The organism is Pseudophaeobacter arcticus DSM 23566 (genome assembly GCF_000473205.1).
GTDB lineage: Bacteria > Pseudomonadota > Alphaproteobacteria > Rhodobacterales > Rhodobacteraceae > Pseudophaeobacter > Pseudophaeobacter arcticus.
Window position 1 is genome coordinate 145,937 of sequence record NZ_KI421507.1, and the last position, 20,049, is coordinate 165,985.

Genomic DNA, 20,049 nt, shown 5'->3' on the forward strand with positions numbered 1-20,049 from the left:
GAAAGCGAACAACAGCCGCACAACCGGTCCAACAAAAACAGCAACACCGTGCCAGCTGGCGCAAACGGGGATTTCCCCGAACAGAGAGATATTGGCATGGCACAACCGATCCGATTGCAGCAGTTTCTTGACAGCCCCTGGCCCGACCGAGCGGCCATTCTGGCCGATCTGGACGGCTGCCTGGTGTCCGGTGATACGGTGCTGCCGCAGGTTCCAGAACTGTTCGCACGCTGTGATGATCGGTTGTGGATCGTGTCCAATAATTCCACCGACACTGCGCAGACTCTGGCGACACGGCTGGACAGGCTGGGGATTGGTCTGTCGCAAAACCGACTGCTTCTGGCCGGGGAAATGACCCTGCGCGCCCTGCAGCGGAACTGCCCCGGTGCCCGGATCGCGCTTTATGCCAGTGATCCCCTGCAGGATCTGGCGCGCCAGCTGGGGCTGGTGCCCGACCGCAGCGCGCCCCAACGGGTGGTGCTGGCGCGCGACACTGCGCTCAGCTTCTCCGATATCGCCCGTATCGCCGAATACGCCCATGCAGGCATCCCGGTCACCCTCGCCAATCCGGATAGGAGCCACCCCGCTGCTGACGGCACCCCGGTGCCCGAAACCGGTGCGCTTTGGGCGGCGGTGTCGGCCATTGTACCGCAGGCGCGGGTGACCAGCCTTGGCAAGCCCGCGCCCGATATGCCGCGCGAGGCGCTGCGTCGTGCGGGCGTTGCAGCCGGGGCCGCCGTCTTTATCGGAGACACCGCCGAAACCGACGGCATGGCGGCAGCCGCTGCCGGTGTCGAATTTGTCCATCTGGCGCGTCCGGGCGGCGTCTCTGTCTGCCCTGCCATACCCGGAGCCAAAACATGCTGAGCTATGCCCTGCGCACCCTGATCCGGATGGCGCTGACCTTCTTTGTGATCGTCACCATCGTGTTCTTCGCCACCCGCCTGTCGGGCAATGCGATCGACTTTGTCATCGGCGAAGGCATGACGAGCGAAGATCGCGACTTGTTGATCACATACTACGAACTCGACCGCCCGGTTCTGTCGCAGTATTTTGCCTTCCTGCGCTCTTTCACCGACGGCCAGTTTGGCCTGTCCTTTATCGAACGTCGCCCCGTTGCGGAAATTGTGATGGAGCGCATCTGGCCGTCGACCCAGCTTTTGCTCTCGGCGGTCGGGCTGACCCTGCTGGTGTCGATGCCGCTGGGCATCGCCGCCGCGATCTGGCGCAAGAGCTGGATCGGCAGCGCGGTCATGGTCATGGCCTTCCTCGGCTACGCAGTGCCCAACTTTGTGCTCGCGACCCTTATGGTGCTGGTCTTTTCCTACTGGCTCAACTGGTTGCCGGTGGTGGGTAACGGCACCGCCCTACATTTCATCATGCCCACTGTGGCCCTGTCGGGGGGGCTGATCGCGGCGCTGACCCGTTTCACCCGCAACGCCATGCTGGACGTGCTGGGACAGGATTTCATGCGCACCGCACGCGCCAAAGGGCTGCCGGAACACATGGTGATCGTCAAACACGGGCTGCGCAACGCGGGCATCACCATCCTGTCGGTGATCGGGCTGCAGGTGGCCGGGCTGGCGGCATCCGGATCGGTGGTGATCGAGGCGATTTTTGCCTGGCCTGGCATCGGCGATCTGCTGGTCACCTCGGCCCTGCGCCGCGACTATCCGGTGCTGCAATTCGGCGTGCTCACCGTCGCCTTGGCAGTGATCGTGATCAACGCGGTCATTGATCTTGCCTATGCCTGGGCAGATCCGCGCCTGCGCCACACCCTGAAAGGCTGATCCCATGACCCATCCCGCCGTTCCCTCGACCTCGGCCCCAGCCGCCGCATTGCAGCTTTGGCGCGGCGCTGACGTGATCCAAAAGACCGCAATCGTGATCGGACTGTTGCTGGTGTTTCTCGCCATCTTTGCGCCGCTGATCGCGCCCTTCGATCCCAGTTCGCAAAGCCTGATTTCACGTCTGCGCCCGCCACTGGGGTTCGAGCGCGCCAAGGCAGGCTATCTTCTGGGCACTGACGAGCTGGGCCGTGACGTGTTTTCGCGCAGCCTTTATGGGCTTAGGCTGACGCTGATGCTGGCGGGTCTGGGCGCAACGCTGGGACTGCTGATCGGCGGCGCGCTGGGCCTGCTGGCGGGCATCGTCGGCGGTCGCACCGAGGCCGGTATCATGGCCGCAGTCGACACTCAGATCGCGGTTCCCTTCACCCTGGTTGCCCTATTCCTGCTGGCGATCCTGGGGTCGTCGATCGAGGTGATCGTGCTGGTACTCGGCCTGGCCGGCTGGGAGCAATACGCCCGCATCGTGCGCGGTGAGGTGCAGCGGCTGATGAACATGCCCTTCATCGAGGCTGCCCGCGCCGCCGGGGCCGGTTCGCTGCGCATCGCCCGGCATCACCTGCTGCCCAATATCGTATCGCCCATCGTGGTGCAGTTCACCCTGTCCCTGTCCAACATCGTGCTGCTGGAAAGCACCCTGTCCTTCCTTGGTCTTGGCGTACAGCCGCCCACCGCGACGCTGGGATCAATGGTTGGGATCGGTCGCGACTACATGCCCACCGCGCCGTGGATCGTGGCCGCCCCGGCGATGATGATCCTGCTGATCACCTTCGCGGTGCAGATCCTTGGCGACTGGCTGCGCGACGGCGCCGATGTGCGGCTGCGCAAAAGGTAACCCCGAACATACCAACAACAGAGGCGCAAACGCCCGCTTCCTTCAAACGTCTATTCAATCCTTACGGAGACAAGACAATGCTGAGACTGCTGCTTTCCACCGCCCTCGCCGCAGGGGTCGCCTCGGGCGCCTGCGCCCAGGAAATCACCGTTGGCGCCGCCAATGTGTCGAGCTATCTCGACCCCGGCCGCGATCATTCCAACGTCGGGTCGCAATTCTACTACAACAGTTTTGACACGCTGATCGGCAAGAACCACGACACGCTGGACACCAAATGGGTTCCGGCCCTGGCCACCAATTGGGAGCTGGTCGACCCCAAGACCATGGAACTGAAGCTGCGCGACGGCGTGACCTTCCACAACGGTGAAGTGATGAACGCCGACGACGTGGTGTTTTCGCTCAACCGTATGTACCAGGCCGATTTTCCGCCCTACGTGGTGCGCTCGCGCGACCGGCTGTCCAACTTCGTCAAGGTCGAGAAGGTCGACGATCTGACCGTGCGCATCATGGTCGAAAGAGAAGAACCCCTGTGGGAAACCTTGCTGAACCTGCAGCAGGTCATGATCCTCCCCGAGGACTATACCAAAGGCCTGACTGGCGATCCCATGGTTGCCGAGCATGACGATTTCGAAGCCTTTTCGCTGGCGCCCGTCGGCACCGGTCCTTACCGCATTTCCGAATTCGTGCCGGGCGAACGTGTCGTCTATGAACGGTTCGACGATTTCTGGGGCGACAAGGCGCCGCTGGCCAAGGCCACCGTACAGCATATCCCCGAAACCGCATCCCGGGTGACGGCGCTGAAAACCGGTGAGGCGCAGATCGTCACCAATATCGCCCCCGATCAGCTGTCGCTGATCGAAAGCGACCAGAACCTGCGCACGGTAGGCAGTGCTACGCCGCTGTTCCACGTCATGATCATGAACGTGAACCACCCCAAGCTGCGCGACCCGCGCATCCGTCAGGCGCTGAGCCTGGCCATCGACCGCGACACGCTGAACGAGGCGCTGTGGCTGGGCAAGGCGGTGGTTCCCTCCACCCACACCCTGAAGGAATACGGCGATCTCTACATGCCGGAGCTGAAGACCTTCGAATACAATCCCGAAAAGGCCAGGGCGCTGTTGAAGGAAGCCGGGTACGACGGCTCTGAGATCACTTTTGACACCCATCCGACCTATTACACCAACGGCATGCTGGCAGCTCAGGCCATTGCCGAGATGTGGAAAGAGGTCGGTGTCAACGGTCGTGTCAACATCGCCGAGAAATGGACGGGCCGCGCGCCCGAGATGATGACCCGCAACTGGTCGAACCCGATGTATTTCGCCGACCCCTTTGGATCCTTCGGCGTGATGTGGGCCCCCAATGGCCCATCCGAGGGTGAAGGCCGCTTCAATACCGATGCAGGCTATGCCGAAATCTGGGAACGCTTCCGCTTCTCCAAAGACGTCGCAGCCCGCAAGCTTGCCTATGGCGAGCTGATGGAGCGCATCAAGCAGGACCCACCAGTGCTGCCTCTGTACCGCCCGTTTGAAAGCTGGGCGATGCGCAAGGACGTGATCTGGGCGCCAAAGCCAGGCCACATTCCCTATGTGCTCGACTTCCGCGCAGGCTCTATCTCTTTCGCATCGAACTGATCATGACATGGCCCGCCGTCCAGGTGGCGGGCCTCCGTCCTCTAAATTCTGGCCTCTAAATTCTGACCCTCAAATTCTGGTCCCCAAATTCTGGAAAGTCCCCACTATGAGTGTTCGCCTTGCCATCGTTGCCGATATCCACCACGGAACCCCTTCTGCCACCAAGCGCGGCGATACCGCCATGGGGCTGATGGATGAATTTTCCCATTATGTGCGCGACGCCAATGTCGATCAGGTACTGGACCTGGGCGACCGGATTTCCGATGTCGACCACGACACTGACCTGCGGCTTGAAGCAGAGGTGGCCGAGGCCTTTCGCGCCGTCGAGAAACCGATCTGGCATCTCAATGGCAACCACGACCGCGACCACCTGAGTGTCGCGGAAAACGAACAGATCCTTGGCCAGTCGCTGGGCCATGAAACCCGGGATATCGGCGGTTGGCGTATCGCGCTGTGGCGGGCAGACACCCGTATTCTGCGCAGGCCGGAACACAGCGGTTTTGTGCTGCACGAAGCCGACCTGTTGTGGCTGTCACGCACGGTGCAAGCCGCAGACTGTCCCCTTCTTGTGGTTAGTCACGTGCCGCTGTCGGGCCATTCCCAGATCGGCAACTACTACTTTCAGAACAATCCGGGCCTTTCCACTTATCCGATGGCCGATCGCGCCCGTGCTGCCCTGGCGCAGGCCAGGGTGCCGGTGGTCTGCCTGTCGGGGCACGTGCATTGGAACACCGTCACTACCGTCGACGGCATCCCGCATCTGACCCAGCAATCGCTGACCGAAAGCTTCACCACCCAAGGCTCTCCCGCTGGTGCGATGGGGGTGATCGACCTGGGCGAAACCGTGCGGTGGGACGTGGTCGGCAAAGATCCTTATCGCGCCGAAATCACCCCGTCCGTCCGGCGCTGGACCCCGGTCATGCCCGATTTCCGTGACCATCCCGAACAGCGCACCCGCATCCCAAAGACCGAGAGCTGAGCCATGACCCGCATCCCGCTTCTGAGTGTCGACAATCTTTGCCTGAACTTCGGATCACATGAGGCTGTCAAAGGCATCTCCTTTGACATCGCCAAGGGGGAAACGGTGGCCCTGGTGGGGGAATCCGGGTCCGGAAAATCTGCAACGGCGCTGGCGCTGCTGCGGCTGATCGAACGCGAAGGCGGCCGGATTGCGGGCGGCACCGTCACCCTGCACGGCACACCGGACCTGCAACTCTCCGCGCTCAGCGACCGTCAGATGCAGCAGGTGCGCGGCAACCGGGTGTCGATGATTTTTCAGGAGCCGATGACGGCGTTGAACCCGGTGATGACCCTGGGTGATCAGGTGGCCGAGGTGCTGCGGCTGCATCAGGGGCTGGATGCGGCGCAGGCCCGTGCCGCAGCGCGCGAGGCATTTGAGCGGGTGAAGATCCCCGAAGCGGACCGCCGTCTGAACCAGTTCCCGCATGAATTGTCGGGCGGGTTGCGGCAGCGGGTGATGATCGCCATGGCGCTGGCCTGCCGCCCTGATCTGTTGATCGCGGACGAACCGACAACGGCGCTCGACGTGACGACCCAGGCTGAAATTCTGACCCTGATCCGGCAGTTGCAGGAGGAGATCGGCACCGCCGTTCTGTTCATCACCCATGATATGGGCGTGGTCGCCAATATCGCCGACCGCGTGGTGGTGCTGAAACAGGGCGACAAGGTCGAGGAAGCTCCGGTCACCGACATCTTCACCCGGCCGCAGGCTGCCTATACACAGCACCTGATGGCTGCCACCCCAAAACTTGGCAGTGGCGCGCCCAGGCCTTTGCTGCGCCCCGCCGCTCCGGTGCTTGCGGTTGAAAACCTCGCGGTGCGTTTTCCGGTGCAACGTGGACTGCTGCCTGGTGGACATCTTGACTATCACGCAGTGAACGGTGTCTCGCTCTCCATCGCGCCGGGGGAAACCCTGGGGCTGGTGGGCGAATCCGGCTGCGGAAAATCTACTCTGGCCCGCGCCGTGTTGCGGCTGATTGATCCCAGCCAGGGCCGCATCCGGTTGGAGGGGCGCGACATTACCGGGCTGGATGCTGCCGGCATGCGTCCCCTCCGTCAGCGGGTCCAGATGGTTTTTCAGGACCCGTTCGCCAGCCTTAACCCGCGCATGCCCGTGTGCGACCTGATCACCGAACCGGCCCATATCCACCACCGCCTGTCGCACCGCACCCGCAAGGCACTGGCAGCGGACCTTTTGCAAAAGGTCGGGCTGGAACCGGCTGCCGCGGACAGGTTCCCACATCAGTTTTCCGGCGGCCAGCGACAGCGGCTGTGTATTGCCCGCGCACTGTCGGTCCGCCCAGCCCTGATCGTCGCCGATGAAGCGGTGTCGGCGCTGGACGTGTCGGTTGCGCGCCAAGTCACCGATTTGATGGCGCGGTTGCAGGCCGAGGACGGGGTGTCCTTCCTGTTTATTTCACATGACATCGCCGTGGTCGAACGGGTCAGCCACCGGGTCGCCGTGATGTGGGCTGGTCGAATTGTCGAAACCGGCCCCACCGAAGCGGTGCTGCATAATCCGCAGCATTCCTACACACAGCGTCTCCTTGCAGCGGTGCCGGTCCCCGATCCATCGCTCCGTCACGCGCGGCGCCCGACCCTGTCGGCCGTGCAGCCGCCAAAACTGGTGCTTCCGGTGGGACAAACGCCGGAACCTTCAGTGATGAGAGAGGTGAGCCCCAGCCACTATGTCGCGGTTCAGCCCCCTGTCGATGCGCTTATTTTTGGGACCCCAAAGCAGATGCCGGGAGAGAATGCGACAGAGCCCGCAGGCACGCCATTTGTACCGGAAAGCCAGCACGAACAGGTCTGAGGCCGGAATTCTGCGCGCGGCAGATATGGTGCGAGTAGCGACTAAAACATGCGGGCAGCGGGGCAGGGGGCTGTTGCCGTTTGGGAGCTCTTTTTGCTGTATCACCAGCCCCCAATCTGTGGGCAACCGGAGGCCCAGCCTCGCGCCTGGATTGGGTGGTCTCCGACACCTCAGACGGTCAGCCATTGTTCCAGCTTGGCCGCATCAGGAAGCCCGCCAGCGTGGACAAGCGTGCCATCAACCGCAACCCCGGGTGTCGACATGACACCCGCCAGTGCGATGGATTTTGCATCGCTTACCTTTTCGATGGTGACTTCGATTCCCAGTGTCGCCGCGACGTCGCGTACCATCTTTTCGGTTGTGTCGCACCGCTGGCAGCCAGGGCCGTAGATTTTGACAGATTTCACAGAATGTCCTTTCACAGGATAGCGTTAAAAAGATAGCCGGTGGCGAGGATGCCAGCCGAAACCACGGCGAGGAAGATCGCGATCAGGCGTAATTTGAGCACCTGTTTGAGGATAATCATTTCCGGCAGTGACAAGGCGATCACCGACATCATAAAGGCCAATGTGGTGCCAAGAGCGGCGCCCTTGCCGAGCAGTGCCTCGACGATGGGGATGACGCCCGCAGCATTGGTGTACATCGGCACGCCAACAACGACCGCAGCAGGCACCGACCACCAAGCCTCGCCCCCCATGATTTTCAGCATCACCGCTTCGGGGACATACCCATGGATCAATGCACCAATACCAATCCCGATCAACACCCATATCCAGACCTTGCCGACAATTTCACGGACTTGCCCGGTGCCGATCTTGAGGCGGTCGACGAAGGAGAGTGTTTCCTCGGGTAGATTGCCAACAGGCCCGGTGTTCAACTCGCGTACCCAGTCTTGCAGATGGCGTTCCAACCCCATCTTCCCCATCACATATCCAGCGAGAGTGGCAATCGAGAAGCCGAAGACAAGGTAGATCGTGGCAATTTCCCAGCCAACCAATCCATATAGCAGCCCAAGCCCGACAGGGCCGACCATTGGACCCGCGATCAGGAAGGAAAACGTCACTCCAAGCGGAACCCCGGCGGAGACAAAGCCGATAAAAAGCGGCACCGACGAGCAGGAGCAGAACGGTGTCAACACCCCCAGCATTGCGGCCAGCGGGTAGCCAACAATCTGGCGCTTGCCAGCCAGGATTGCGCGGGTTTTCTCAGGGCTGAACCAGCTTCGCAGAACGCCGGTCACAAAGACGATACCAGTCAGCAGCAAAAGCACCTTTGGCACATCATAGACAAAGAACGCGATCGCTTCGCCGCTGTGGCTGTCGCGAGGGACTGGGAACCAGGCGGTGACCCAGTTCGCGAACGGGATCAACTGACCGTAGGCGAGCCAGCCAAGACCAGCAAGGACAGCGATACCCGCACCCCAAACCCAGTCTGGTGCGCCGTGCTTTTGCATGGTTTCATGAGTTTCTATTGTCATGGCATTTCCAGTCCAAGGGCTTGTTCTGCATCCAACACGGCGCGGATCACCGCAATGACTTCGGGAGCAATATCCGGATTGCGCCGATATCGAACCCACTGGGCATCGCGCCGGTCAGTCACGAGGCCTGCCTCGCGCAACACCTTCATATGGCGCGACATGCGGCTTTGGCCTGTATCAAGCCGGTCCATCAACTCGCAGACGCAATGTTCCCCTCCAGACCAGAGGATGGAGAGAGCCGCACGGCGTGTCGAATCGCAAAGGGCGTTGAGGATCTCTTGCATAGGTTATCAATATGCGCATTGGCGCATATGCGTCTTGACCCATATCAATTTACCCTTTGGTCGTGCCGCGTCAAAGAATGGCGCCATTGACAGGGACGCATTGCTCCTGCGCATCGCGGTATGCCGCCTTTCATTTGCTGCAGGATCCCCATGATCTGGGCTTCGGTGAAACATGCCCAGCCCATCGAAACCTCATCACTGATGAGGCCGATAAAATTCCACCTCGGCATCCCGCTAAGATCGGGGTGGATTGCCCAGGGATCAGGTGCGACGGCAGACGGACGCCCCGAAATGGTCTCTAGCCAAACAGCACCTGCGCGCGCCGTTCCTCGGCTTTGGCCGACATCCGGACAAATTTGGTCACTTTGGCGGGACAGAACCGCGCAGGCGGGGCGTCCGCGCGAAACGTTGTTGCAAGGGCCGCGCCCAAGTCACGTGAAGCATTGCATTAAACCGGCCCAAGATCGAGGTGACCCAATGGAATTCCGGTCAGGATATTGGCCGCCAGCCTGTGGCACGGTGATCCGGATGGATCAAAAGACGAGAATGTACTAACACTTGTTCAGGATCAGTCAGGCAAGGCTCGAAAGTGGAGCCCCTGTCTCGGCTGCGTCCATGTATTCGTTATGGAAAGAAGATTACCAGTGGTTTCCCGGTTTGGACGTATCATACCCGTGCTTGTGTCCCTGACTGTTGGGACGGTTGTCTCGGCGCAAACAGAGCTGAGCATGTGGTATCATGGCTCTCAGAATGAATTTGAACGGGAGATCATTGTTGAGATTGTCGAGGATTTTAATGCCAGCCAGCCGGATTGGAAGGTCATCCTCAAGAGTTTCCCTGAAGGCAGCTACAATGACTCGGTGGTCCAGGCGGCGCAGACCGGAAACCTGCCTGATATAATCGACGTAGATGCGCCCGTGGTCGCAAATTGGGCGTGGCTGGGATATCTGCAGCCTCTGAACTTAACGGAAGCCGAGGTCGCGGCCTTCCTGCCATCCGCCGTCGGGCGCTGGAATGGTCATATCTATTCGGTTGGCCTGTGGGAGGCTGCTCTGGCGATCCTGACACGCAAATCAACCCTGGAAAAATATGACATCCGGCTGCCAAGTCTTGCTGCCCCCTGGAGCGCTGATGAATTTGAAACAGCCTTGGTCAAAATCAAGCAGTCCGGGGATTTTGAGTACCCTCTGGACCTGGGGCTGGCCAGAGAGGGCGAGTGGTTTCCATATGCGATAAGCCCATTTTTGCAAAGCTTCGGCGGCGATCTGATCGACCGATCTGCCTATGACACGGCACAGGGCGTGTTAAATGGTGAGGCCGCGTTGAAATTTGGCAGATGGTGGCAGTCTTTGTTTACACGCGGTCTGGTTCCTGGCCCAAGAGAGCCTCAATCAGACCGCACGGCCGCGTTGATCGAGGGAAGATATGCCATGGCCTGGGACGGCAATTGGAGCGTCCTGGATTTTATCGAAGCCTTCGGGGAGGATGCGGTGTTTTTGCCCGCCCCCAATTTTGGCAATGGAAGCGTCATCGGTGCAGGCAGTTGGCAGTTTGGGGTTTCAGCCACCTCAAAGCATGTTGACGGAGCCAGTGCCTTTGTTGAGTTCGCGATCCAGGACAGATACCTTTCCACCATTGCAGATGAGCTGGGGTTAATTCCACCCACGCCTGCAGCGGCAAGCGCCTCTGTAAACTATGGCCCAGAGGGGCGGTTGTCGGGCTTTGTCGATTTGTCGCGCCAACAGGCTTTGCTCCGTCCGGTATCCCCCAGCTATGTTGTGATTGCAAAGGTGTTTGAAAGAGCACTGGTTGAGATCGCCGAGGGGGGCGATGTGAAAACAGTGCTTGATGAAGCAACCGATGATATCAATCGAGATATCAAGCGAAATGCAGGGTATGTAAACCAATTGGGCGTTGAGTAGATGAAGCCATCCTGTCTGGTGAAGGCTTGGGGAGGCGTTGAGAACAGACCGGGTGGGATACCTTAGAGGGTGGATTGAGTGATAGAGGGCATTCTATACAGACTTTACTTCACCACTAAGCTATTGCGTGCCTTCCTGGGCATGATGGTTCTTGCTGCCCTGCCAGGGCAATTGAACGCAGAGCCGCTGCGTGTCGGCTTTTATGAAAACCCCCCCAAGATTTTTCGAGATGCAGATGGTCAGCCTGCTGGGTTCTGGCCGGAGGTGACCGAAGCCATACTCTCTGGGTTGGGCTATGAATTTGAATACATCGACTGTGAATGGGAAGCCTGCCTGGAAATGGTGAGGCAAGGTCGGCTCGACCTGATGCCGGATGTGGCCTTTTCCGAAGAGCGCGCAGAGCAGTTCCAGTACATCAACGAGGCGCTGATTTATTCATGGTCTACAATTGTCACCTCCCAAGAGGTTGAGATTGCATCTCTGGCGGATTTTGAGGGCAAGAGAATTGCCGTTCTCGCAAACAGTATTCAGGAGCGTGACCTGAGGCGGGTTTTGCGTAAAGAGGGGATGAAGAGCAAGCTGATCTGGACCTCATCAGTGCAGGGTGCGATTGATGCGATCATGGTTGGTGATGCGGATATGGCAATTACCAATACGTTTTTTGCGGTGCAAATGGCCGAAGAGAACAGTTTGCGGATCCCTGAACTGCCCTTCCAGGTCAATTCGTACCATTATGTCGTCCCGCCAGATGCCCCCAGAAGCTTTGTTCAGGCGATGAACCTGGCCAGCTACCGGCAGCAAATGACCTTTGGTTCGGAATTCCATTCCGCTGAATATGAATGGATTTCCTTCCACAAAGCACCGCCGCCGCGCTGGCTGGTGACCGTGCTCATCGTGGCATTTTCTGTCCTGCTGTTGTCTGGGGGGCTAATTCTCATCCTGCGCCGTGTTGTTCGGGCGCGAACCTCGGATCTTGCAACCACGGTTGATGCGCTGAGTGCAGAAATGGATCTTCGCAAAAAGGCAGAGAAATTTGCCCTGGAGACCCAGAAATTTGACGCGATAGGGCGGCTTGTCGGTGGAGTTGCCCATGATTTCAACAATCTGCTGTCCGTGATCATGGGCAATCTGGAATTGGTAAAAGACCAGGGCGGACTTGATGCCGCATCCTTGAAGTTTACCGATCAAGCGCTGTCAGCGACCAAACGGGGGGCCAAGCTTTCCTATGATCTGCTGTCTTTTGGGCGACGCGCTCAGCTTGTGCCCCAAGTGTTGAGGATCGACCTGGTTTTGCGTGGTGTTGAGGAAATGCTGCGCCGGACCCTGCCAGAAAACATATTTGTGGAATTCACATATGGCTCTCATGTGAAGGCCGTTCTGCTGGATCAGGGACAGCTGGAGAATGCGATTTTGAACCTGGTGCTGAACGCACGTGATGCGATGCCAGACGGGGGGAAACTGACGCTTTCTGTCTCGAACCTGCGTTCGGATCAGATCGATGATGGTGAGCTCTCAACCGACGAGGTAGTGGTCTCGGTGACGGACACCGGAGTGGGGATCAAAGAAGATGCTTTGAGCAAGGTGTTTGAACCATTTTTCACAACAAAAGAATTCAACAAGGGGTCGGGTATGGGCCTGGCGATGGTCCATGGCTTTGTCACCCAGTCGGGGGGAAAGATCCGTCTGCGCAGTGTCTGGGGGCAGGGGACAACGGTGGAGCTGAGGTTCCCTGCAACACTTGAGATCGCGGATCAGGCTGCGGGAGCCGACATTTCCGCAGGTCTTTTGGGTGATGAACGGGTCTTATTGGTCGAAGATGACGCAGATGTCCGAACGGCGCTGAGCCAACGGCTTTCGACCTCTGGATTTCGCGTGACGGAAGCCCGCGATGGCACAGAGGCCCTGGAACTGATCAAAGTTGCGCCTGAATTTGACTTGCTGGTGACTGACCAGACCATGCCTGGGCCCATACAGGGGATGGATTTGGCACATCAGGTCAGAGAGGCGCTTGGTGAAATTCCTATTGTGATACTCACAGGTTATGGCACTGATGCTCTTGATAGTTTTGCGGGTCTTTCAAAATTCACTCTGCTGAACAAACCGGTTATAGGACCTGTTCTGATCTCTAAAATCCGCTCTCTTCTGGACAGTTGAACCTGTGTAAATGGCGCGACTCGCAGGAGAAACATGGAGACTGTTCTGTCTTTCCCTTGTGATTTTGTTGCACCTTTGGGCGTTGCCCTGATGCCGTGATGTCGCCGTAACTGACTGATCCCAATTTCGTTTCCCCCTTCGACAGCCTCACTTTGCGGCGGGGGCGAATGGATTGAGACTGTCACGGTTCTGTTAAAACGATGCGTTACCTCAAGATGCGACGCAAGTGACAGCGGGCGACGCGCATGAAATACCGAACCATATTCCTGTCCGATATCCACTTAGGCACACCGGGATGTCAGGCTGAATTATTGCTGGATTTCCTCAACTGCCACGAAGCAGACACCTACTATTTGGTTGGTGATATTGTGGATGCCTGGCGCATTCGGCGAAAAGGTTTCCTATGGCCGCAGGCGCATAATGACGTGGTGCAAACGCTCCTGGCCAAGGCCCATGGCGGCGCCCGGATTTATCTTATCCCCGGCAACCATGACGAGTTCCTGCGCTCCTACTTTGGCACTCATTTTGGCGGTATTGAGGTGGTTGGATCTGCGGAGTTCACCGCACGCGATGACAAATGTTATCTGGTTACCCATGGTGATCAATTTGATGCCGTGGTGACCAACGCCAAATGGCTGGCGCATCTTGGGGACCAAGCCTATGAGTTCATGCTGTGGCTGAACACCCGCATAAACCGGCTTCGGCATCTCTGGGGCGGGCAGTACTGGTCGTTGTCAAAATGGGCAAAGCACCAGGTTAAGCAGGCTGTCAATTTTATCAGCGAGTATGAAACCGTGCTGACCGCCGAGGCGCGGCGCGGCGGCTATGACGGGGTGATCTGCGGCCATATCCATAGCGCTGCCATCCGAGACATGGATGGGGTGATTTACGTGAACACCGGCGATTGGGTCGAAAGCTGCACCGCTGTTGTTGAGACAGCGGATGGCAGCCTTATGCTCATTGATTGGGAGCGTTCCGCTCGACGGTCCCGTCACCGGGCACGCAGGGCCCAGCACAAAGAAAAAATTCTCGAAAACGTTTAGGGGACACACCCGATGAATACTTCCGCCCAGGCTCAATTGGACGCGGCTGTTTTACAGGAAAGCGATGCCGCAACCGGATGGCTTGAACGTCTGTTCTCGCGTCTGTTTCTGGGGTTGGTCTATCCGCAGATCTGGGAGGATCCGGTGGTCGACATGGCGGCTCTGGAGATTACGTCAGAGGATAATCTGGTCTGCATCGCCTCTGGCAGCTGCAATCTAATGTCCTATTTGACCGCAGGTCCGGCTTCGGTCACTGCGGTTGATCTGTCGCCTGCCCATGTGGCCTTGGGGAAACTGAAGCTGACCGCCGCCCGTGTTTTGCCGGACTATGCCGCCTTTTATCAGTTCTTTGGCCGGGCAGACCTAGCGAGCAACGCCGTTCTGTATGAGCGCTATATCCAACCCAATCTGGACCCCAGCGCACGGGCGTTTTGGGAGGGGCGGCAGCTGATAAACCGCCGCATCTCGTTGTTTCAAAAGGGGCTATATAAACACGGGGTGCTTGGCCGCTTTCTGGGGGCGGTGCATTTGGTCGCGGGTCTGGGCCGGGTTAGTTTTGCGCCTTTGCTGGCCGCGCGCAGCCTACAGGAACAGCAGGCGTTTTTTGATCAGAAGATCACGCCCTTGTTTGACATGTGGTTGGTGCGCAAGCTGGCTGGGTTTCGCGCCGCACTTTTTGGCCTGGGTATTCCCCCGGCGCAGTATGACAAATTGGCCGCTGATGGCGGTGGCGACGTGTTGCCGGTGCTGCGTGAACGGGTCCGCAAGCTGATGTGTGATACCCCGATCCGGGACAATTATTTTGCCTGGCAGGCCTTTGCGCGCTGCTATGACCCGGCCCCGGATGGATCTCTGCCGCCCTATCTGCAACAGCGCAATTTTCAGGCGCTGCGGGACTTTGCCGACCGAGGCCGTATCGTGAACCGCTCCCTCACCGACCAGTTGGCGCTGGAGCCGGGTGGTTCGAAACAGGGCTATATCCTGCTGGATGCCCAGGACTGGATGAACGACAGTCAGCTGAATGCGCTCTGGCAGCAAATCACCCGCACGGCAACACCTGGCGCAAAGGTGATTTTCCGCACTGGTGGCGCCGAGGACATCCTGCCGGGCCGGGTGTCGCCTGACATCCTGGGGCGCTGGGTCTACGACACAGAGGTCTCCAAGCAGGGAACCAAACAGGATCGCTCAGCGATCTACGGCGCCTTCCACCTCTATCGTTTTCAGGGCTGATCAGATGAGCGATGCGACCCCCAATGCCCATGCTGCGCTGATGGATCAAACCTATCGCCGTCAACGCATGTTTTATGATCTGACCCGCAAGTACTATCTGTTTGGACGTGATGCGCTGATTGCTGACCTCGCGCCTGGTGTCGGCGCGCATATTCTCGAATTGGCCTGCGGCACGGGGCGGAATTTGCATCTGGCCAGGGGGAGATACCCTGATTGTAGCTTTTACGGGCTTGATATCTCGTCAGAGATGCTGATGTCCGCCGGGAAAAAACTGGGCAATGCGGTTACCCTGGCACAGGCTGATGCCTGTCGTTTTGAGGGCGCAGAGGTATTCGGTCGCGCAGAATTTGACCGCATCTTTATCTCATATGGGGTTTCTATGATCCCGGATTGGGAACAGGCCCTGCGCCAGGCCTTTTCACATCTTGCCCCGGGTGGTGTTCTGCATGTTGTGGATTTTTCCAATCTGGAAGGATGGCCCGGCTGGTGCCGGGGGCTGCTTCACCGTTGGCTGGACAAATTCCATGTGACCCCACGGCTAAAGCTGGAAAGCGTGCTTGACCAGATCGCCGGTGAACTGGGCGGGAGGGCGCAGTGCCGTCAGCTTTATCGGGGGTATGCGCAATACGGGATTTTGCGCAAGCCGGGTTGATTGCTTTCTCTTGGGACAGTTTGCCGAGGCAAATCCGGGCCTAAGATCCAAAACCCAGGTTGGATAAAATTCCGCTCAAGTAGAACCCAAGTCAAGAATGGCCGTGCTGCGCCTCGCGGATCAGCGCCACAGCCGTGACACCCTGATTATCGGCCCTTGCCTGCGGCGTACCCAGGCCCAGAACCAGCGTTGCAGCTGTCAGCGTTGCACTGCCACCCAGCAAGGTCACTGCGATGAATTTGAGGAGAGGCACGAGAGAGCGGTTCATTGATCTAATCCTTGTGTCAAAATGATGCGCAACATGGCCGTGCGCTTGGCTCCGCAGAGAAAAGACAGGCCCAAACCCCTTGGATGTGGGGATGAATAAGTGATTTCTGGTGCCAAAATATTGACCGGATGTGCCAAAGACTTGACAGTAAATGCCAAAGGCTGAACCTTTGATAACGTATGTGTTACTGCGCTTTGATCGCAGCTCGGGCGCTTGGTTGTCAGTTGCGCGCATCAATTTGGAGCCGGGACTTGACCATCGTTTCGACAATCTACGCCAGAAAACAGATCGAACATGCCGAACGGATACCTGACAAAGGTAAGCTGTTTGATCTTGTCGGGCTGACGCCAGAAACGGCAGCGGACCCTGCGGTCATGGTGCCGGTTGAGGCCTATCATGATCTGATGGAGGTGATTGCCGAAAGCGAGTTCCCAGACCTGAGGTTTCACATGAAAACCTGTCGGAGCATGCGCTGCGATGAGTTTGGTGCCTTTGGGCTTGCGCTTAAATCGGCACCCACCTTGCGTCATGGGTTTCAACGTATTTGGCGCTACATACGATTGCACAACCGGGTCGCGACCTTTTCAGCCGAGCAAGAGGGCGATCGCTTTTGTTGGTCCATGCAGGCCCCCAAGATAGACCGGCTTGGTGACTTTTTGTCGAGGGAGGCCGCCATGGGGACGACGCTGACCCTCTGTCGTGAAACGACCACCCAGGATTTACGTCCCTGTCATGTGCAATTTGTCCATGAAAGGGAGGGCTCTATTGATGCCTTGGTAGAGCATTTTGGCTGCGTGCCTGAATTTGGAGCGCAATCTGATGCTTTGCATTTTGACCTTCATCAGGTTGATCAGCCCTGTACCATCGGCGATGCAGGGGTCTGGAATTTCCTGATCTCTCATCTGGATCAGATGCTGGAAAAAGAGCGCGACCAGGAGCAGAGCTTTGAAGTTCGGGTGATTGAGGAAATTGCAAAACTGCTGAGTGGCGGGGTGCCTCAGCTGTCCGAGGTCTCCAAAAACATGGGGCTGGGCGGGCGTACCTTTCAGCGCCGGCTGAGCGAGAGAGGTCACAGTTTTCAGTCCCTCACCGACGCGGCACGCCGAAAGCTGGCCCAGCAGCTTATTCGGTCGTCGACCTATTCCTTCTCGGAGATAGCATTTTTGACAGGGTTTTCAGAGCAAAGCGCCTTTTCGCGGGCTTTTAAGCGATGGTCTGGCCAGACGCCCAAGGCCTATCGCAGCGACCTGCGCGAAAGTGGCGCCACCGGATCCAGACCCGCAGAATAGGGTCTCTGTTTGGCATTTTGCCTGTCTGCGGGTTTTGGTTGCGTGAAAATGCATGACTTGTCATGTATAAATTTTTCAGGCTTTACTGGGGCGCGGAGGGAATCATGTCAAAGCCAGCCAAGACAAAGACCGAGAAAATCAGGGCCAGGCAGAAGCGGGAAGAGATGAACATCTTTTCCCGAATGCCTGCGGCCTATGCGGCGTCCCGCAGTCAGGCGGTGAAACTTCTGCAACGGGCGGGCGGGCTTTCGGTGGTGGAATGGCGGGTGCTTTGGGATCTCAGCGAGGCTGGCCCCCTGTCGATCCGCGAAATGGCGGCCCTTCAGCGTGTGGATCATTCACAGCTGAGCCGGGCCCTGCCGGGTCTGCAGAACAAGGGGCTGGTGATCCTGCAGCGGGACGCAACAGACGGTCGCCAGATGAATGTTACCCTGACGGAGGCGGGGCAGGCGGCCTATGCAAAGGCCGCTCCTGTCATGAAACAGCGGCGGGATGGGCTGCGACGTGTCTTTTCCCAACAAGAGCTGGAACAATTTGCAGGCTTTTTTGACCGGCTCGAAGCGTTTCTTCGTATGCCTGTGGATGAGCTGCTGGAGGAGGAGAAAACACCATGACGACACGCCCCAATGTTTTGTGGATTATGGCCGATCAACTGCGGTTTGATTACCTGAGCTGCTATGGCCATCCGCATTTGCATACACCGCATATTGATGCTCTGGCAAACCGCGGGGTGCAGTTTAACAAGGCCTATATCCAATCTCCGGTCTGTGGCCCGTCGCGGATGTCGGCCTATACGGGTCGCTATGTGCGCAGCCATGGGTCAACCTGGAACGGTATGCCGCTGCGGGTTGGCGAGCCCACTTTGGGCGATCACTTGCGCGCGGCAGGCGCGCGGGCGGTTCTGGTTGGAAAAACTCATATGACCGCAGATATGGAGGGCATGGCCTGGCTTGGCATTGACCCCAACAGTACGATTGGCGTCAGCCGGTCTGAATGCGGCTTTGACCCCTATGAGCGCGACGATGGGCTGCACCCTGATAGTGCCCGCCAGAAATGGTCCGCCTATGACGACTATCTGGTGGAAAACGGCTTTAAATCAGAAAACCCCTGGGGTGATTTTGCCAATTCAGGTCTGGATGAGAATGGCGAGCGGCTGTCAGCCTGGCTGCTGAAAAACTCGCGCTTGCCAGCCGATGTTCCGGAGGAGCACTCCGAGACCGCCTACATGACAAATCGCGCCATTGATTTTATGACCGAGGCCACAGCCGATGGACGTCCCTGGATGTGCCACCTGTCCTATATCAAGCCTCATTGGCCCTATATCGTGCCCAAGCCCTATCATGACATGTATGGGCCTGAGCACGTCATGGATCCGGTCCGCTCTGACGCGGAGCGCGACACCGATCATCCCCTGATGAAGGCCTATCTGAACGCCCGCGTGTGTCGCAGCTTTGCGCGTGATCATGTCCGTGAACATGTGATCCCAGCCTATATGGGGCTGATCAAGCAGCTGGATGATAACCTTGGCCGGCTCTTTGCCTGGATGGACAAGGCAGGCTTGAGCGAGAATACCATCATTGCCTTCACCTCGGATCATGGCGATTACATGGGGGATCACTGGATGGGCGACAAGGATTTCTACCACGATGTTGCCGCCAAAGTGCCGCTGATCATTGCTGATCCCCGCGCCGAGGCAGATGTCTCGCGTGGGTCTGTCTGTGAAGAACTGGTCGAGATGATTGATCTGGCACCAACATTCATGAATGCGCTTGGTTGCGAGGCAAAGCCACATATCATTGAAGGGCGCGATTTGACCCCGATCCTGAATCGGACCGATGGCTTCTCCAGGCGCTATGCGATCAGCGAACATGACTATCACTGGTCCGACATGGCCCGCGAGTTGGGCGTGGCGCAGGAACATGCTCATACGGTGATGATTTTTGATGGACGGTGGAAATTCATCCGCTGCGAAGGCTTCCGCCCGGTGTTGTTTGACCTTGAAACCGACCCGCAGGAAGTGATTGATCTGGGCGCTTCGGATCAGGCGGACCACAGGGCGGTGCGCGCCCGGATGGAAGCGGCGCTGCTGGATTGGGCGCGAAGGCACCATACACGGATAACCGCGACACCTGCGGTGCTCGCCAGCCAGAAAGTCGCGGCAGAGGGCGGTATTCTGATCGGGTTCTGGGATGAGCAGGAATACGAAGCGGCCACCGGAAAACCCTTTAGCAGTCTGGTTCCGGCAGGGCGCCCAGAGAGCTGACTCTTTTCCTGGCCGATGTGAAGCGATAGCATATCGGCTAAGGCACCTTTGGGCAGGGGTAATCCTGGTTTGGATCATGCTTTGCGGCACTACAGCTGGCCCCGCATCTATGGTAAGCTCTGTTCTACAAGCTACTGGCAGGCGGTTTTGATCTGAAACCTATGGAACAGAAATCCACCCATTGTCTGATTGAGGGCGAGAGTCTGATTGAGGGCGAGACCGGACAACCGGACATAAGGCTCGCGTCTGCGAGCTGCACATTGTTTGACCCGCCACATTCTACCCTGCTGCGGATGCAAAAACATTAACGCTTGGGGGCTT

The 20,049-nt window shown here is 58.4% G+C and carries 18 protein-coding genes; 14 read left to right on the plus strand and 4 right to left on the minus strand.

Annotation, left to right across the window (positions count from 1 at the left end):
* Window positions 1-96 precede the first annotated feature (96 nt).
* The 6 genes from ARCT_RS25445 (at window position 97) to ARCT_RS25450 (ending at window position 7,146) form a co-directional block, all read left to right on the plus strand.
* Complete coding sequence (locus ARCT_RS25445) at window positions 97-867, plus strand: HAD family hydrolase (protein ID WP_051360547.1); 771 nt, start codon at window positions 97-99, stop codon at window positions 865-867.
* Entirely contained in the window at window positions 861-1,790 is a 930-nt protein-coding gene (locus tag ARCT_RS0104780) for an ABC transporter permease (RefSeq protein WP_027239037.1), read from the plus strand. The genes ARCT_RS25445 and ARCT_RS0104780 overlap by 7 nt, the downstream gene beginning before the upstream one ends.
* Before the next feature lie 4 nt (window positions 1,791-1,794).
* Window positions 1,795-2,682 (plus strand): ABC transporter permease, encoded by an 888-nt coding sequence (locus ARCT_RS0104785; protein ID WP_027239038.1) that lies wholly within the window; start codon window positions 1,795-1,797, stop codon window positions 2,680-2,682.
* Between the two features lie 77 nt (window positions 2,683-2,759).
* Complete coding sequence (locus ARCT_RS0104790) at window positions 2,760-4,313, plus strand: ABC transporter substrate-binding protein (protein ID WP_027239039.1); 1,554 nt, start codon at window positions 2,760-2,762, stop codon at window positions 4,311-4,313.
* A 106-nt stretch (window positions 4,314-4,419) separates the two neighbouring features.
* Window positions 4,420-5,292: a metallophosphoesterase family protein gene (locus ARCT_RS0104795; protein WP_027239040.1), complete on the plus strand. Its 873-nt coding sequence runs from the start codon at window positions 4,420-4,422 to the stop codon at window positions 5,290-5,292.
* 3 nt (window positions 5,293-5,295) lie between these two features.
* Window positions 5,296-7,146, plus strand: a complete 1,851-nt coding sequence (locus tag ARCT_RS25450) for an ABC transporter ATP-binding protein (protein WP_084300735.1) — start codon at window positions 5,296-5,298, stop codon at window positions 7,144-7,146.
* 170 nt (window positions 7,147-7,316) lie between these two features.
* On the opposite strand, the gene ARCT_RS0104805 is transcribed toward ARCT_RS25450, so the two are convergent.
* From ARCT_RS0104805 to ARCT_RS0104815, 3 genes are read right to left on the minus strand one after another with little or no spacing between them, the layout of a single operon-like run.
* A complete protein-coding gene (locus ARCT_RS0104805) occupies window positions 7,317-7,553 on the minus strand; it encodes a thioredoxin family protein (RefSeq protein ID WP_027239041.1) in 237 nt (78 codons plus the stop codon).
* Between the two features lie 11 nt (window positions 7,554-7,564).
* Window positions 7,565-8,623, minus strand: a complete 1,059-nt coding sequence (locus ARCT_RS0104810; protein ID WP_036784422.1) for a permease — start codon at window positions 8,621-8,623, stop codon at window positions 7,565-7,567.
* Entirely contained in the window at window positions 8,620-8,907 is a 288-nt protein-coding gene (locus ARCT_RS0104815; RefSeq protein ID WP_027239043.1) for an ArsR/SmtB family transcription factor, read from the minus strand. Before ARCT_RS0104815 ends, ARCT_RS0104810 begins: the two co-directional genes overlap by 4 nt.
* 680 nt (window positions 8,908-9,587) lie before the next feature.
* Here ARCT_RS0104815 and ARCT_RS0104825 point away from each other — a divergent pair.
* From ARCT_RS0104825 to ARCT_RS0104845, 5 genes are all read left to right on the plus strand, one after another.
* Window positions 9,588-10,829, plus strand: a complete 1,242-nt coding sequence (locus ARCT_RS0104825; RefSeq protein ID WP_084300944.1) for an extracellular solute-binding protein — start codon at window positions 9,588-9,590, stop codon at window positions 10,827-10,829.
* A gap of 141 nt (window positions 10,830-10,970) precedes the next feature.
* On the plus strand, window positions 10,971-12,983 hold the full coding sequence (locus tag ARCT_RS26970; RefSeq protein ID WP_154665314.1) for an ATP-binding protein: 2,013 nt from the start codon (window positions 10,971-10,973) through the stop codon (window positions 12,981-12,983).
* Window positions 12,984-13,228: 245 nt separating this feature from the next.
* Window positions 13,229-14,026: a UDP-2,3-diacylglucosamine diphosphatase gene (locus ARCT_RS0104835; protein WP_027239045.1), complete on the plus strand. Its 798-nt coding sequence runs from the start codon at window positions 13,229-13,231 to the stop codon at window positions 14,024-14,026.
* A gap of 12 nt (window positions 14,027-14,038) precedes the next feature.
* The gene (locus ARCT_RS0104840) at window positions 14,039-15,256 is read left to right on the plus strand and encodes a DUF3419 family protein (RefSeq protein WP_027239046.1); all 1,218 of its coding nucleotides are present in this window, start codon (window positions 14,039-14,041) and stop codon (window positions 15,254-15,256) included.
* 4 nt (window positions 15,257-15,260) lie between these two features.
* On the plus strand, window positions 15,261-15,908 hold the full coding sequence (locus tag ARCT_RS0104845) for a class I SAM-dependent methyltransferase (protein ID WP_027239047.1): 648 nt from the start codon (window positions 15,261-15,263) through the stop codon (window positions 15,906-15,908).
* 91 nt (window positions 15,909-15,999) lie between these two features.
* On the opposite strand, the gene ARCT_RS27885 is transcribed toward ARCT_RS0104845, so the two are convergent.
* Window positions 16,000-16,176, minus strand: coding sequence for a hypothetical protein (locus tag ARCT_RS27885; protein ID WP_154665315.1), 177 nt, complete (start codon window positions 16,174-16,176; stop codon window positions 16,000-16,002).
* Window positions 16,177-16,427: 251 nt separating this feature from the next.
* On the opposite strand from ARCT_RS27885, the gene ARCT_RS25460 reads away from it, so the two are divergent.
* The 3 genes from ARCT_RS25460 to ARCT_RS0104870 all read left to right on the plus strand — a co-directional run bounded on the left by ARCT_RS25460 (window position 16,428) and on the right by ARCT_RS0104870 (window position 19,728).
* A complete protein-coding gene (locus tag ARCT_RS25460; protein WP_051360550.1) occupies window positions 16,428-17,465 on the plus strand; it encodes an AraC family transcriptional regulator in 1,038 nt (345 codons plus the stop codon).
* 104 nt (window positions 17,466-17,569) lie between these two features.
* Window positions 17,570-18,079, plus strand: coding sequence for a MarR family winged helix-turn-helix transcriptional regulator (locus ARCT_RS26975; protein ID WP_161631294.1), 510 nt, complete (start codon window positions 17,570-17,572; stop codon window positions 18,077-18,079).
* Window positions 18,076-19,728 (plus strand): sulfatase-like hydrolase/transferase, encoded by a 1,653-nt coding sequence (locus ARCT_RS0104870; protein WP_027239048.1) that lies wholly within the window; start codon window positions 18,076-18,078, stop codon window positions 19,726-19,728. The genes ARCT_RS26975 and ARCT_RS0104870 overlap by 4 nt, the downstream gene beginning before the upstream one ends.
* Window positions 19,729-20,049: the final 321 nt, after the last annotated feature.

What these genes read in the sequence shown, in the direction of transcription:
- ARCT_RS0104845 (WP_027239047.1), top strand. Translation starts at nt 15,261, where the DNA reads ATGAGCGATGCGACCCCCAATGCCCATGCTGCGCTGATGGATCAAACC.
- ARCT_RS0104815 (WP_027239043.1), bottom strand. Translation starts at nt 8,907, where the DNA reads ATGCAAGAGATCCTCAACGCCCTTTGCGATTCGACACGCCGTGCGGCT.
- ARCT_RS26970 (WP_154665314.1), top strand. Translation starts at nt 10,971, where the DNA reads ATGATGGTTCTTGCTGCCCTGCCAGGGCAATTGAACGCAGAGCCGCTG.
- ARCT_RS0104790 (WP_027239039.1), top strand. Translation starts at nt 2,760, where the DNA reads ATGCTGAGACTGCTGCTTTCCACCGCCCTCGCCGCAGGGGTCGCCTCG.
- ARCT_RS0104810 (WP_036784422.1), bottom strand. Translation starts at nt 8,623, where the DNA reads ATGACAATAGAAACTCATGAAACCATGCAAAAGCACGGCGCACCAGAC.
- ARCT_RS0104785 (WP_027239038.1), top strand. Translation starts at nt 1,795, where the DNA reads ATGACCCATCCCGCCGTTCCCTCGACCTCGGCCCCAGCCGCCGCATTG.
- ARCT_RS26975 (WP_161631294.1), top strand. Translation starts at nt 17,570, where the DNA reads ATGTCAAAGCCAGCCAAGACAAAGACCGAGAAAATCAGGGCCAGGCAG.
- ARCT_RS25445 (WP_051360547.1), top strand. Translation starts at nt 97, where the DNA reads ATGGCACAACCGATCCGATTGCAGCAGTTTCTTGACAGCCCCTGGCCC.
- ARCT_RS27885 (WP_154665315.1), bottom strand. Translation starts at nt 16,176, where the DNA reads ATGAACCGCTCTCTCGTGCCTCTCCTCAAATTCATCGCAGTGACCTTG.
- ARCT_RS0104870 (WP_027239048.1), top strand. Translation starts at nt 18,076, where the DNA reads ATGACGACACGCCCCAATGTTTTGTGGATTATGGCCGATCAACTGCGG.
- ARCT_RS0104840 (WP_027239046.1), top strand. Translation starts at nt 14,039, where the DNA reads ATGAATACTTCCGCCCAGGCTCAATTGGACGCGGCTGTTTTACAGGAA.
- ARCT_RS25450 (WP_084300735.1), top strand. Translation starts at nt 5,296, where the DNA reads ATGACCCGCATCCCGCTTCTGAGTGTCGACAATCTTTGCCTGAACTTC.
- ARCT_RS0104795 (WP_027239040.1), top strand. Translation starts at nt 4,420, where the DNA reads ATGAGTGTTCGCCTTGCCATCGTTGCCGATATCCACCACGGAACCCCT.
- ARCT_RS0104835 (WP_027239045.1), top strand. Translation starts at nt 13,229, where the DNA reads ATGAAATACCGAACCATATTCCTGTCCGATATCCACTTAGGCACACCG.
- ARCT_RS0104780 (WP_027239037.1), top strand. Translation starts at nt 861, where the DNA reads ATGCTGAGCTATGCCCTGCGCACCCTGATCCGGATGGCGCTGACCTTC.